The following is a 13,297-nucleotide window of genomic DNA, read 5'->3' as shown; positions in this document are numbered from 1 at the left end:
CGCTGCCCAATTGAGGTTCTGTGACGGCCAATTACCGGCGTCGCAAAAACAAAATCCGGTTTGCCCGGGCAAAATTCAGGTGCTCTAGAGCGAGCCTATTCACGAAAGGTGAAACCATGAACAAGTTCAAATCCATTCTGGGCGGCGTTGCGCTGTCCGTTGCAATCGCAAGCTCGGCGCTGGCCGCTGGTGTTGAGATCAACGCAAGCTCGACCGGTCTGGCAATGCAGGGCTATGACCCGGTTGCATATTTCACCGTAGGCGAGCCGACCAAAGGCGATTACCGCATCTCGACCCTGCACAACGACGCGCTGTACCGTTTTGCTTCGGAAGAAAACAAAGCCGCCTTTGAAGAAAACCCAGAAGCGTACCTGCCCGCATATGGCGGTTACTGCGCATTCGGCACCGCGATGGGCTTCAAGTTCGACGGCGACCCGAACTACTGGAAAATCGTTGACAACAAACTGTACCTGAACCTGTCGAAAGATATTCAGGAGCGCTGGGAAGGCGACGTTCCGGGCTTTATCGAAAAAGCCGGTGTGAACTGGGAAAACATTGCTGACAAAGATCCGGCTGAGCTGCAGCAATAATTTGCTGACATCTGACAGTCTTTCGGCGGCGAGGTCACTCGCCGCCGTTTTTGTTTGTTCCCGCTGGCGACAGGCCCTGTGACATTTGCCCAGGACTTGATGAGTTTTACAATTCCAGCACCGTGCTGCCAGTGGTCTGTCGTGCCTCAAGCGCACGATGCGCATCGTCCACCTGATCCAACGGAAAGCGCTGGTCGATATGGATCTTGACCTCACCGCCCTCAACCTTGCCGAACAGACGTCGGGCCATCGCCTGACAGACCGCGTGATCGGCAATATGGGTAAACAAAGTCGGGCGGGTGATCTTGAGCGAGCCCTTCTTCGCCAGCATCCCAATATCTATCAGCGGCACAGACCCTGACGCATTGCCGAAGGAAATCATCATCCCCAACGGCTTGAGACAGTCCAGCGATCCGGTGAACGTATCCGCCCCGATGGAATCCATCACCACATCCACCCCCTTGCCACCGGTGATTTCGGCTACGCGCTCGACAAAGTTTTCGGTGCGGTAATTGATGCAATGCGCAGCGCCGTTGAATTGGGCAAGGCTACATTTTTCGTCGGTCCCGGCGGTTCCGATCAGAGTAATCCCCTCGGATTTGGCCCATTGGCACGCGATCAGCCCTACGCCACCAGCGGCCGCGTGAAACAAAACAGTATCGCCACGTTTCAACGGCGTCGTTCGGTGAAACAAATATTCGACCGTCAATCCCTTTAGCATCATCGCCGCCGCCGCATCATACGGAATCCCGTCAGGTAGTGGACAAACCTGCGCTGCGGGCATCACCCGGGCTTCAGAATAGGCGCCTGCCGGTGCCGCCGCATAAGCTGCACGTTGGCCAGGCTCAAGATGGGTCACACCTTCGCCAACAGCTTCGATCACGCCTGCGGCCTCCATCCCCAGAGCGTGCGGCAGATCCATCGGGTACAGCCCGATCCGCTGGTAGATGTCGATAAAATTCAATCCGCAGGCATGATGGCGGATACGCACCTCGCCGGGGCCGGGGTCCCCGACGGGGCGGTCTTCGATCCTCAGAACTTCGGGGCCGCCGTGTTCGTGAATGACGACGGTTCTTGCCGTTTGCTGCATGCTGACCTCCTGTTGCCTGCGACCAAGCTAACACGCCTGAAAATCAGGGCAATCGGCACATTTCCGCGTCACGCAACCGTAACGTGAAAAAATGTGCTATACTGCTATCTGGGCGTTGCCGGCTGGTCCGGCCTCAGGCAATCGATGCCGGATCCACCCTGCTGCGCGATACGCAAAGGGAGGGGAAATCAATGGCTAAAACGATTGGAAATCCGATTAGCTGGGCCGCCCAGAATATCGGTGCGACCGGTGATCACATAGCTGAAAGCGTCAACCATATCGGCAGCGCGGATACGCGGCATCTGCCGGTGGTGCAAAATTTAACAATGCAAGACCTGCGGGCTTGTCTACAGGCTGGGTACAATGACTTTCTGGAAACCAGAGCAGATGCCATATTCATCGTGCTGATCTACCCGATCGCAGGATTGTTGATGTTCGGGTTCGGGCTGAACCGCAACATGGTGCCGCTGCTGGCGCCGCTGATCATGGGGTTTGCTCTGATCGGCCCAATAGCCGCAGTGGGTCTGTACGAGATCAGCCGCAAACGCGAACAAGGGGGAGAAGTGCATTGGCTGGATGCGTTCGGTGTGTTCCGATCGCCATCTTTCGGTGCCATTTTGATGTTGGGTTTCTATCTTGTCATGCTGTTGCTTGTCTGGCTGATGGTAGCGCAGAGCATCTACGTCCACACGCTGGGCCCTGATCTGCCCACATCCTTAGGCGCCTTTGTCACGCAGGTGTTCACCACCGGTGCGGGCTGGACAATGATCATCTTTGGCAACGCGGTAGGATTCCTGTTTGCTCTGGTCGCACTAGCCATCAGCGTGGTCAGCTTTCCGTTATTGCTGGACCGCAAAGTGGGTCTACCAGTGGCGGTTGTGACCTCGGTCCGGGTGCTGCGGCAAAACCCCGGAGTGATCCTGACATGGGGCTTCATAGTCGCCGCCTTGCTGGTGATTGGCGCAATCCCGATGTTGCTGGGGTTGATTGTGGTGATGCCCGTGCTGGGCCACGCCACATGGCACCTGTACCGCCGGGCCGTCGCCTAAAGCGCGCGGCCTGAACCGCGCGCTGGTCAGCTTATCCGGCGACGTTCAAAACGATCTTGCCGATGTGATTTGAACTTTCCATACGCGCATGCGCAGCGGCGGCATCGGCCAGCGCAAATTCGCTGTCCATCACGGGCGCCACCCTTCCGGCGTCCAGCAATGGCCAGACCGCCTCGCGCAGATCCTGCGCAATCTTTGCCTTGGCCAGGTCACTTTGTGGGCGCAAGGTGCTGCCGGTCAGGGTCAACCGTTTGACCATCATCAGGGCGAAGTTCAGTTCGACCTTCGGGCCCTGCAAAAAGGCGATCTGCACCAGGCGCCCGTCTTCAGCCAGTGTCTTGACGTTGCGCGGGATATAATCGCCCCCAACCATGTCGAGGATCAGGTTCGCCCCACCTTCGGCGCGCAGGACACCCACGAAATCCTCATCGCGGTAATTGATCGCCTTTTCGGCCCCCAGTTTGACGCAAGCCTCGCATTTATCGGCCGACCCGGCGGTTGCAAAGACCCGTGCGCCAAACGCATTGGCCAGTTGGATGGCCGTCGTGCCAATACCGCTGGACCCGCCATGGACCAGAAAACGCTCACCCGCTTTCAACCCACCGCGCATGAATACGTTGGACCAGACGGTAAAGAAGGTCTCGGGCAGGCAGGCGGCCTCTTTCATTTCCATACCTGTGGGAACCGGTAGGCAATGTGCAGCGGGCGTGGCGACATATTCGGCATAGCCACCGCCGGGCAACAACGCACAGACCTTGTCACCAACCGACAGGCCATCGACACCCGCACCGATCGCCACGACCTCGCCCGACGCCTCCAGGCCTGGCAGATCGCTGGCACCCGGCGGGGGATCATAAGCCCCAGCGCGCTGCAACGCGTCCGGGCGGTTTACCCCGGCATATGCCACTTTGAGGATCACCTGACCGGCTTGGGGTTCCGGTACGGGACGGTCGGTCAGTTGCAAAACCTCCGGTCCGCCGGGTTTGGTGATCTCAACGGCGCGCATTGTCTGGGTCATGGGCAAATCTCCTTTGCCCAATGCCTAGCAGGCAATTTCTAGAAGGCCCAGATGCTTACTTGCGCGGATTCAGCATCCCGGGCAGGTCGACCCGCATTTTCACGGGCGGTTTCACCTGGCTGGCAAACCAATTCGGCACCGCCAGAAAAGGTTTGAACAGCGGATTGCCATTCACCTGCGCCTTGAGCTTTTCGAATTGCATGACATTGTCGATGCGACGGTCCAGAAACTCCCACGTTTTCTGGTGGTCCGGCGAATCATCCCCCAACCAGAACAACAGGGTCGAGGAATAGACCCCAGACAAGGTCGCGCGCTTGGTGTACCAGTTCACGTCGTCCGAGGTATCGCCCAGCGTGTCCCAGATCAGATCGCAGGTCTGCCACAGCGCCTTGGCCCCATCCGCCGCATGGGTCGGCAGCGAAAACAGCGTCATGCCACGGCGCACCAATTCCTTGTCAGGCACAGCCTCAAGCCGGAACCGAACGGCAGCGGCCACGCGCTCGCGGAATTTCAGCTCGCTCAGGTCGGTGGATTTCAGACGCTCTACCATGACCGCATCCCCGCGCGCATGAAAAGCCAGCGCCAGATCAACCGCGCCTCGGGGGCAGATCGCGCGCGCCAAACCGTCATCCAGATCGCAATCAATGATCGCGGCGCGAAAGCTGGTTTCAGACCAACCGTCAAAGGGCACGTGGGTCAGCATCGCATCCAAAAGCTGTTGTTTTGCATCTTCATAGGTAACGGTCATGGCGGGTCTCCGGTTCTCGGGGCCAGTACTAGACAAGATAGACCGGCTTTGCTATACGGCCAACTCCTGCAATTTCCTTGCAACTCTATCTAGAAAGGTGGTGACAACCACATGCAGGTTAGTGTTCGCGACAATAACGTCGATCAGGCGCTTCGTGCCCTGAAGAAAAAGCTGCAGCGCGAAGGCGTGTTCCGTGAAATGAAGCTGAAGCAACATTTCGAGAAACCGTCCGAGAAAAAAGCGCGCGAGAAGGCTGAAGCGATCCGTCGTGCCCGTAAACTGGCACGTAAGAAAGCACAGCGCGAAGGTTTGCTCTAAGCACCTCGCTCGTCCAGCTTGGATGACACTATTTGACGACCCCCGAGGCATCGCCCGGGGGTTTGTCGTTTCTATCACCGGTTGCATTCCGCCGAGTCCGCCTCAGCCTTAGGCGACAAGCTGCTAAATCGGGCCAAGCAACATTTTGCCCGGCATTTTGCAGCGCAGCGAATCCCGTATCGGTAGCACGCCCCTGCTGAAATTCGCCTGAAATCTCAACCGCTCTGTCCGTCCGTTCGACGCCCCCTGTAACTGGCCTCGTCTACTCAGACGACCATTCAAAACGGAGGCTACCATGTCGACTGCAAGTACATTCGAGCAAGAAATGCTGGCGTTAATCAATGATGAGCGCACATCCCGCGGGCTATCCCCGCTGCAACTGGAAACCCGCCTGAACGCATCGGCCGAAGATCACAGCACCTGGATGCTGAACGCCGATATATTCAGCCACACCGGATCGGGCGGCTCTAGCGCGACCGAGCGCATGGAAGATGCCGGGTTCGACTTTACCGGCAGCTGGCGGTCAGGTGAAAACATCGCCTGGCAATCGGAACGCGGTGCCGCAGGCATCAGCGACGATGTCGAGCAACTGCACCAGAGCCTGATGAACAGCCCTGGCCACCGCGCCAACATCCTGAACCCTGACTACGAATTTATCGGAATTGGGATTGAAGAAGGCGACTACAATGGGTGGGATGCCGTCATGGTGACCCAGAACTTTGCCACTACCGACGCTGCAGTGGTGCTGGACAACGGTGCGGCACCAACGCCGCCCACGGACGACGTGGCAATGCCGGACGACCCTGTCACCGAAGACCCGGTCGAAGAAACGCCTGACACCGACGTCACCGAAACCGAGGACCCGAGCGAGGAAACACCGGACACCGATGTCACCGAGACCGACGAACCGGTTGAGGAAACGCCTGACACCGACGTCACCGAGACCGACGACCCAGTCGAAGAAACGCCTGACACCGACGTCACCGAGACCGACGACCCAGTCGAAGAAACGCCTGACACCGATGTCACCGAGACCGACGACCCGGTTGAGGAAACACCGGACACTGACGTCACCGAGACCGAAGACCCGGAAACACCTGAACCGGATGTCACCGATACGACTGCAGGCGTTTGCTTCGACGTGGAAGAATTCCTGGCAGCAATCGAGGATTTCGTGAACGACCTGTTGGCGCTGGTCGACGATTTCAGAATGAATGACGACCCGATGGTGACCGATGCGGACACCACCGAGGACGATTTCATGCTGACCCTGGATATGTGCGACGACACTCCGGCGGCGAATGACGATGCCCCGGTCATGGAGGCGGACGCACCGGATGACTTCTTTATCCTGATACCGGCCGACAGTGGATGCATGATGGACTTTGTCTAAGGTCCGATGCAGCGTGTGAGGCACTGAAACGGTGCCTTACACCGCTTTCACAGCGCACTTGCGCAGTTTTTCGCACAAACAACGCGAATCAGGCGGTGGCAAATCGCCGAACGGGTCGGGGTGTCCAGATTGTGTCTGTATCCCGTCAAATTCTCGCCATTAATGTCTCGCCAAAATAACTCAATTCAATTGGAGGCAGAATCATGTCAACGGCCAGCAATCTAGAACGGCAGATGCTTGCATTGATCAATGACGAACGCACAAGTCGGGGGCTGCAACCCCTCAAGCTTGAGCTTCAGCTGAACGACTCGGCCGAAGATCACAGCGAATGGATGCTGCAGACAGATATCTTCAGCCACACCGGTCAGGGCGGCTCGAGCGCGACCCAGCGGATGAGAGATGCCGGTTTCGATTTCACCGGCAGCTGGAGATCGGGTGAAAACATCGCCTGGCAATCCGAACGCGGGCCCAATGGTGCCAGCGATGATGTGGTACAGCTTCACCAAAGCCTGATGAACAGCCCCGGTCACCGGGCCAACATACTGAACCCCGATTTCGAATATATCGGGATCGGGATTGAAGAAGGCAATTTCAACGGTTGGGATGCCGTGATCGTGACCCAGAACTTTGCCACGACCTCGGCGCCGGTGCAGTTGGACACCGGCGGGTCGGGTGGCGGCTCTGGCGGCGGCACACCTACCCAACCCGGCCAACAGGCCGTGGACGCAGGCACTGTGGGCGACGCCTCAGACAATTGGTTCATTCTGAAAGCCGGTCAGGCCGGCGCGCTGAACGGCGGCGAAGGAGATGACATTCTTGACGGCGGCTTCGGCCGCGACACGCTGACCGGCGGCACCGGCGATGACACGCTGAGCGGTCATGGCGGCAATGACGTCCTTCTGGGTGGCCAAGGCGTCGATTTGTTGATGGGTGCGACCGGCAATGACTGGCTGCAATCGGGCATGGGTGCCGACAGGTTGCAGGGCGGCTCTGGCAACGACGTGCTTAGGGGTGGCCGTGGCCGCGACACCCTGATCGGAGGCGACGACGACGATACCCTGATCGGTGCCCGCGGCATTGACACAATGACCGGCGGCAACGGGGCGGACACATTCGTATTCACCATCGGGCCGGACACCGTCACGGATTTCACCTCTGAAGACTTCATCGACCTCAGCCTGAATGGTGCGATCACCGGGTATAACGACCTGATGAACAACCACATCTCGCAATCCGGCAATGATGTGATCATCGACGACAACGCAGGGAATACTCTGACTTTGCAAAACACTCAGGTCGCAGACCTGGCAAACGAACATTTCGTGTTCTGAGACCCCAGGTTTTCCAAACTAATGACGCCCCCGGTTTTGGGGGCGTTTTCTTTTGATCAATAGATTTTAGGAACGTGCAGCTCATCCGGCAGGACGCGCCGTTCATATTCCGGGTTGTATCTTCGATCCGGTAATTCGACCTTTTCCTGTGGAACATCCGTATAGGGGATCTTGGTCAGGAGATGCTCGATACAGTTCAGGCGCTCGCGTTTCTTGTCATTGCCTTCGACGATATACCAGGGCGCCTCGGGAATGTTGGTGCGGAACAACATGTCTTCTTTGGCCTTGGTATAGGCCTCCCAGCGGATGCGGGATTCCAGATCCATCGGCGACAGTTTCCACTGTTTCATCGGGTCGTGAATGCGCATGAGGAACCGCAACTGCTGTTCTTCATCAGTGATTGAGAACCAGTATTTCAGCAAAATGATCCCCGACCGCACCAGCATCCGTTCGAATTCGGGAACGTCCTGAAAGAACTGTTCGACCTGATCCTCGGACGCAAACCCCATCACCCGTTCCACCCCAGCGCGGTTGTACCAGGATCGGTCGAACAACACGATTTCGCCGGCCGCGGGTAGATGCGGTACATAGCGCTGGAAATACCATTGGCTTTGCTCCCGGCGGCTGGGCGCTGGCAAGGCGACCACGCGGGCGACCCGCGGGTTCAACCGCTGGGTGATCCGCTTGATCACGCCGCCCTTGCCGGCGCTGTCACGCCCTTCGAACAGGATGCACACTTTGGCCCCGGTATGCTGCACCCAGTCCTGAACCTTGATCAATTCGGCCTGCAAGCGCAGCAGATTGCGGAAATAGACTTTGCGATCCAGCATGTCGGGATGCTGGTCCTTATAGATCTTGCGGACTTCCATCGAGAGCATGGGTTCGCTGAACTCGATCTCGAAATCTTCGTCCAGCGTGTCTTCCAACTCGGCTTCCAGCCAATCTTTTGGGGCATCGTTATGTTCGTAAGCCAAGGTCTTATCCTTATCGTCTATCGGGTCCGGACCATACAACGCGCGTGTAACCGCCTGATGTCATCAGAATAATTTATAAAGCCCTTCCCCAAGCGAAACCGCTTATGGCAGCAAGGTCAAGGCGATGCGAAAAGAGGTTTGGTCCTTTTCTAAATCTGAACCTACACGCCCAGGGATACAAGCGGCAGATTTGCCGCATTACCAACAGGTTGGCATAAATCCGCCCCAAACCTACTTGCCAGAGGGATCATTCCGTCGGCACAAGTACCCTTCAACCCCCCCTGAGGTGAATGTGACGCATTTCATTTCCCTACTGCCTGCGATCTGGCCCTGGTTCATCCTGATTGCCGCACAAATAGGCATGGTATCAGGCCGACAAGGGCTGGGTCTGGCCCTGTTGGCAGCGTTCCTAGGTTCAGCAACAGTGCTTGGCCTGCTAACCCCGCTGGCCTTGGCAATCACGGCAGCGGGCTTGCTGGGTGCTGTAGGGTTGCGCCGTCTGACCGGTGTGCACGCCGTTTTCGGGCATCTGGTGTTGATCCTGTGGTGTCTGGCTCTGGGGGCGCATCTGATCCCCGGGTTTCACAATCTATTGGTTCTGGATCAGGTACAGGCAGGCCCGGGCAGCGCTGCGTTCACAATGTATCTCAACCTGGACAAACCAATGGTCTTGTTTGCCGTTCTGCTGGCTTGGCCAGGCATGATCCATGGCGCGCGGCTGGTCAGAACCGGGCCTTTGTTGATCGGGTTGGCGGCACTGCCCGCCCTGTTTGCGTTGGGTCTTTCCTTGGGTGCGGTGCGGCCCGAGATAGGCCTGCCCGCATGGTGGCTGATTTTTGTGTTTTCAAACCTATTCCTAACCTGCCTGACTGAAGAGGCTTTTTTCCGTGGCTATCTGCAATCGGTCCTGACGTCGAAAATCGGCGTGGCGCTCGGGATCGCAGCTGCCAGCCTGCTGTTCGGTCTGGCCCATGCGGGCGGTGGCCCGGCACTGGTCGTCTTCGCCTCGATCCTCGGGGCCGCCTGCGGATTGGGGTATTACGCAACCGGGCGGCTTTGGGTGCCGGTTCTGATGCATTTTGGCTTTAACGCCCTGCACCTGGCCCTGTTCACCTATCCCGGCCCGGGCTGAACGTCACACCGGCAACGCAGTGGTCTTAAACACCGTACGCAGCGCGAAGGAACTTTGCATCTGCGCCACCCCCGGCAGTCGCGACAAATACTGGCGATGGATACGGGCAAAATCCTCGGTGTTCTCGGCGACAACCTTCAAAATATAGTCCGCCGTACCGGCCATGAGATGGCATTCAAGCACATCAGGAATGCGCGCCACGGATTTTTCGAACGCATTCAGAAGCTCTTCGGCTTGCCCTTGCAGCGTGATCTCGACAAACACCGTCGTGGGCACATTCATCTTGCGCGCATCCAGCAGCGCCACGTATTTGCGGATATAGCCTTCAGCCTCTAGCCGCTGAACGCGCCGGTGACAGGCCGAAGGCGACAGATTCACCTGCTCGGACAGTTCCGCATTTGACATACGGCCATCCCGCTGAAGGGCTGCCAGAATCTTTTTATCCGTCGCATCCAAGCTCATTTGCGCAAATCCTTTGCAAGTTTTCGACTATATAACGAAGATTCTCCTGAAAAAAAGCAATTTTGCAGGCAGAGTTTCACAGAAATTGCGCTCTGGATCGCCCATTATTTAGGCAGTTTATGAATGGAGGAGCGAAAAATGAAGATCGGTTGCCCCAAGGAAATCAAACCACAGGAATTCCGCGTCGGCATGACGCCCAACGCGGCACAGGAAGCCGTCGCGCGCGGCCACGAAGTTGTAATCGAAACCGGTGCCGGGATCGGTTCGGGCTTTGACAACGAATCCTACATCGCTGCTGGCGCCCAGATCCTGGACACCGCAGAAGAGGTGTTCGCCACTGCCGACATGATCGTCAAGGTCAAGGAACCCCAGGCGGTCGAGCGCAAGATGCTGCGTGAAGGCCAGTTGCTGTTCACTTACCTGCACCTGGCACCCGATCCAGATCAGACCCACGACCTGCTGGCATCGGGCTGCACCGCGATTGCATACGAAACCGTCACCGCACCTGGCGGTGGATTGCCGCTGCTGGCCCCGATGTCCGAAGTTGCCGGTCGTCTGGCGCCGCAGGTTGGCTCGTGGACCCTGCAAAAGGCAAATGGCGGTCGTGGCGTTCTGATGGGCGGCGTTCCCGGCGTTGGACCGGCCAAGGTCGTTGTGATCGGTGGCGGCGTTGTTGGTACGCATGCCGCGAAGATTGCGGCTGGCATGGGTGCAGATGTTACCATCCTGGACCGCTCGCTTCCGCGTCTGCGTTACCTCGATGACGTGTATGGCGGAACCTTCAAGAACCAGTACTCGACCGCTGGTGCCACCGCCGAACTGATCCAGGATGCCGACATGGTTATCGGTGCCGTTCTGATCCCGGGCGCGGCTGCTCCTAAACTGGTGACACGCGAACAGCTTTCGACCATGAAGCCCGGCGCGGTTCTGGTTGACGTTGCGATCGACCAGGGTGGCTGCTTTGAAACCTCCAAAGCAACAACCCATGCTGACCCGATCTACGAAGTCGACGGCATCATGCACTATTGCGTTGCCAACATGCCGGGTGCCGTTGCGCGCACCTCGACCATCGCATTGGGCAACGCGACCATGCCGTTCATGCTGTCGCTGGCCGACAAAGGCTGGAAAAAGGCTTGCCAGGATGACGCGCACCTGTTGGCTGGTCTGAATGTTCACGCTGGTCAGCTCACCTATGAGGCCGTTGGTGTAGCACTGGGTCTGGACGTTGTATCGCCCAGCGACATCGTCAACGCCTAAGGCTGGCACATAGAAATCGAAAGGCGCCCTTTTCCAAAGGGCGCCTTTTTTCGTTACGCAAAGTTCATCGACCCGCGCGACATAGAAAAACGCCGCGCGACCAGCGCGGCGCCGGGCCCAACCGGAGGTGGGCATTTCAATGCCCGATCGACGGGCGGGAGCCTTCAGGCCTGTTTGTGAATCTCTACCGAATGCGGATACGGGATCGACACGCCTTTTGCGTCGAAAGCCTCTTTCACCGCTTTGGTAATTTCGAACTTCACGTCCCAATAATCCGCCGCTGCGCACCACAGACGGGCCGTCAGATCGACCGAGCTGTCGCCCAGGTTGGTCACACGCACCCAAGGTTCGGGATCGCTGTGAATACGCTCGTCCGCCTTGGCGACATCCAGAATGATCTTCATCGCTTCGTCCGCGTTGTCGCCATAGTCGATACCAAACACCAGATCGACACGCCTTGTGTCATGCGCCGAATAGTTGGTGATGATCGACCCCCAGGATTGCCCGTTGGGGACAATGATCTGCACATTGTCCGGCGTCACCAGTTCGGTGGTGAACAGGTTCAGGTCTTTCACTGTCCCGGCCGTGCCGCCAATATCCACATATTGACCCAGCTTGTAGGGGCGGAACACCACCAGCATGACGCCGGCCGCCAGATCGCTGAGCGTCCCTTGCAGCGCCAGACCAATGGCCAGCGACGCGGCACCCAGAATGGCAACGATACTAGTGGCTTCAATCCCGAAGATCCCCAGAACGGCCACCAGAACCATCGCGAGGATGACCCATTTCACCAGGCTGGCTGAGAAGTTGCCCAACGTCGGATCAATCTGCGGAGTCGAGTTGATCCGGCGGCGCACCAGGCCGCCCACGGCCCCAGCCACGATCCAGCCAAGGATCAGAACGATCAGCGCCTTGACCGCGTTCATGATCAGCGGCGCAAACGCGCCCACCTGTGTTACGACCTCATCCACGGCCATCTCCTTTCAACAACAAGAAACCCGCGGCTTTCGCGCGGGAATTGCCAAAGTCTGAGGCAAAAACACGCTTTGGTCTAGGTGCTAGTTCCACCGGATTTCCCCGTTGTTCGCCAGCAAACACGCGCTGACCGGTCGCGCACAGCTTTGGGGGCTTACAAGATGGCCCCTCGCGCCCTACGTTCTGGGGGTATCCACTCAGGAGCCCCCCAATGCTGGACACCAAACCACACCCGATCATGAATCGCTGGCCCGCACAGTTCCCGGACCGGATTCAGCTGTACTCCTTCCCCACGCCCAATGGGGTCAAAGCCTCGATCATGCTGGAAGAAACCGGCCTGCCGTATGAGGCACACAAGGTCACCCTGTCGGACGCGGATGTCAAAAGCCCCGAGTTCCTGTCGCTGAACCCCAACAACAAGATCCCCGCAATCATCGACCCGGACGGCCCGGACGGAAAGCCCATTGGTTTGTTCGAAAGCGGTGCCATCCTGCTGTATCTGGCCGAAAAATCGGGCAAGTTTATTGGTCAGACCCAGGCAGACAAGCATCAGGTCACTCAATGGCTGATGTTCCAGATGGGCGGCATTGGTCCAATGTTCGGCCAGCTTGGCTTTTTCCACAAATTCGCTGGCAGCGAGATCGAAGACCCCCGTCCCCGCGAACGATATGTGAACGAGGCCAAACGGTTGCTGAACGTGTTGAACCAGCAGCTTGAAGGGCAGGATTGGGTCGTCGGAGAGTATTCGATCGCCGACATAGCCATCGCGCCCTGGCTGCGCGGACTAGATTTCTATGGTGCCAGAGAACTGGTCGGATGGGACGACCACACAAATGTAACAGCTTATTTGGACCGTTTTCTGGAACGCCCTGCCGTCCAGAAAGGTCTTGTAACGCCACCGCGGGACTGACCTCACAGTCCCTCGGACGTGATCGGGCTTGCGGCCACATTAAGCCGCAA

14 protein-coding genes are annotated in these 13,297 nt (G+C 58.0%); 8 read left to right on the top strand and 6 right to left on the bottom strand.

Annotated features, from left to right (window positions below; translation table 11 throughout):
* Positions 1–116: 116 nt before the first annotated feature.
* Entirely contained in the window at positions 117–590 is a 474-nt protein-coding gene (locus ACR0DL_RS13110; RefSeq protein WP_170350710.1) for a YHS domain-containing (seleno)protein, read from the top strand.
* Positions 591–696: 106 nt separating this feature from the next.
* Here ACR0DL_RS13110 and ACR0DL_RS13105 read toward each other — a convergent pair whose 3' ends face one another.
* Positions 697–1,680 carry a quinone oxidoreductase family protein gene (locus tag ACR0DL_RS13105; protein WP_170412613.1) on the bottom strand — a complete coding sequence of 328 codons (984 nt, stop codon included), beginning with the start codon at positions 1,678–1,680 and terminating at the stop codon, positions 697–699.
* A 191-nt stretch (positions 1,681–1,871) separates the two neighbouring features.
* Here ACR0DL_RS13105 and ACR0DL_RS13100 point away from each other — a divergent pair, with 191 nt between their 5' ends.
* Entirely contained in the window at positions 1,872–2,729 is an 858-nt protein-coding gene (locus ACR0DL_RS13100; RefSeq protein ID WP_170350712.1) for a DUF2189 domain-containing protein, read from the top strand.
* A gap of 31 nt (positions 2,730–2,760) precedes the next feature.
* Here the strand turns inward: ACR0DL_RS13100 and ACR0DL_RS13095 are convergent, their stop codons facing one another.
* Entirely contained in the window at positions 2,761–3,747 is a 987-nt protein-coding gene (locus tag ACR0DL_RS13095; RefSeq protein ID WP_480689557.1) for an NAD(P)H-quinone oxidoreductase, read from the bottom strand.
* A 55-nt stretch (positions 3,748–3,802) separates the two neighbouring features.
* A complete protein-coding gene (locus tag ACR0DL_RS13090; RefSeq protein WP_170350715.1) occupies positions 3,803–4,495 on the bottom strand; it encodes a COQ9 family protein in 693 nt (230 codons plus the stop codon).
* A 111-nt stretch (positions 4,496–4,606) separates the two neighbouring features.
* Here ACR0DL_RS13090 and rpsU point away from each other — a divergent pair, with 111 nt between their 5' ends.
* From rpsU to ACR0DL_RS13075, 3 genes are all read left to right on the top strand, one after another.
* On the top strand, positions 4,607–4,813 hold the full coding sequence (gene rpsU, locus ACR0DL_RS13085) for a 30S ribosomal protein S21 (protein WP_005614280.1): 207 nt from the start codon (positions 4,607–4,609) through the stop codon (positions 4,811–4,813).
* A gap of 295 nt (positions 4,814–5,108) precedes the next feature.
* Entirely contained in the window at positions 5,109–6,206 is a 1,098-nt protein-coding gene (locus ACR0DL_RS13080; RefSeq protein ID WP_480689555.1) for a CAP domain-containing protein, read from the top strand.
* A 203-nt stretch (positions 6,207–6,409) separates the two neighbouring features.
* Positions 6,410–7,537 (top strand): CAP domain-containing protein, encoded by a 1,128-nt coding sequence (locus ACR0DL_RS13075; RefSeq protein WP_480689553.1) that lies wholly within the window; start codon positions 6,410–6,412, stop codon positions 7,535–7,537.
* 56 nt (positions 7,538–7,593) lie between these two features.
* Here ACR0DL_RS13075 and ppk2 read toward each other — a convergent pair whose 3' ends face one another.
* Positions 7,594–8,511, bottom strand: a complete 918-nt coding sequence (gene ppk2 / locus ACR0DL_RS13070) for a polyphosphate kinase 2 (RefSeq protein WP_170350719.1) — start codon at positions 8,509–8,511, stop codon at positions 7,594–7,596.
* Between the two features lie 292 nt (positions 8,512–8,803).
* On the opposite strand from ppk2, the gene ACR0DL_RS13065 reads away from it, so the two are divergent.
* Entirely contained in the window at positions 8,804–9,643 is an 840-nt protein-coding gene (locus ACR0DL_RS13065; RefSeq protein WP_480689551.1) for a CPBP family intramembrane glutamic endopeptidase, read from the top strand.
* A 3-nt stretch (positions 9,644–9,646) separates the two neighbouring features.
* Here the strand turns inward: ACR0DL_RS13065 and ACR0DL_RS13060 are convergent, their stop codons facing one another.
* A complete protein-coding gene (locus tag ACR0DL_RS13060; protein WP_170350721.1) occupies positions 9,647–10,105 on the bottom strand; it encodes an Lrp/AsnC family transcriptional regulator in 459 nt (152 codons plus the stop codon).
* Between the two features lie 138 nt (positions 10,106–10,243).
* Between ACR0DL_RS13060 and ald the strand changes: the two genes are divergently transcribed.
* Positions 10,244–11,362 carry an alanine dehydrogenase gene (gene ald / locus ACR0DL_RS13055; RefSeq protein ID WP_425081717.1) on the top strand — a complete coding sequence of 373 codons (1,119 nt, stop codon included), beginning with the start codon at positions 10,244–10,246 and terminating at the stop codon, positions 11,360–11,362.
* A 164-nt stretch (positions 11,363–11,526) separates the two neighbouring features.
* On the opposite strand, the gene ACR0DL_RS13050 is transcribed toward ald, so the two are convergent.
* Positions 11,527–12,339 carry a mechanosensitive ion channel family protein gene (locus ACR0DL_RS13050; RefSeq protein ID WP_264187366.1) on the bottom strand — a complete coding sequence of 271 codons (813 nt, stop codon included), beginning with the start codon at positions 12,337–12,339 and terminating at the stop codon, positions 11,527–11,529.
* Between the two features lie 209 nt (positions 12,340–12,548).
* Here ACR0DL_RS13050 and ACR0DL_RS13045 point away from each other — a divergent pair, with 209 nt between their 5' ends.
* A complete protein-coding gene (locus ACR0DL_RS13045) occupies positions 12,549–13,247 on the top strand; it encodes a glutathione S-transferase family protein (protein ID WP_425081718.1) in 699 nt (232 codons plus the stop codon).
* The last annotated feature ends 50 nt before the right edge of the window (positions 13,248–13,297 follow it).

The organism is Ruegeria sp. BB5 (assembly GCF_056539405.1).
This window is presented reverse-complemented; position numbering and strand designations above follow the sequence as displayed.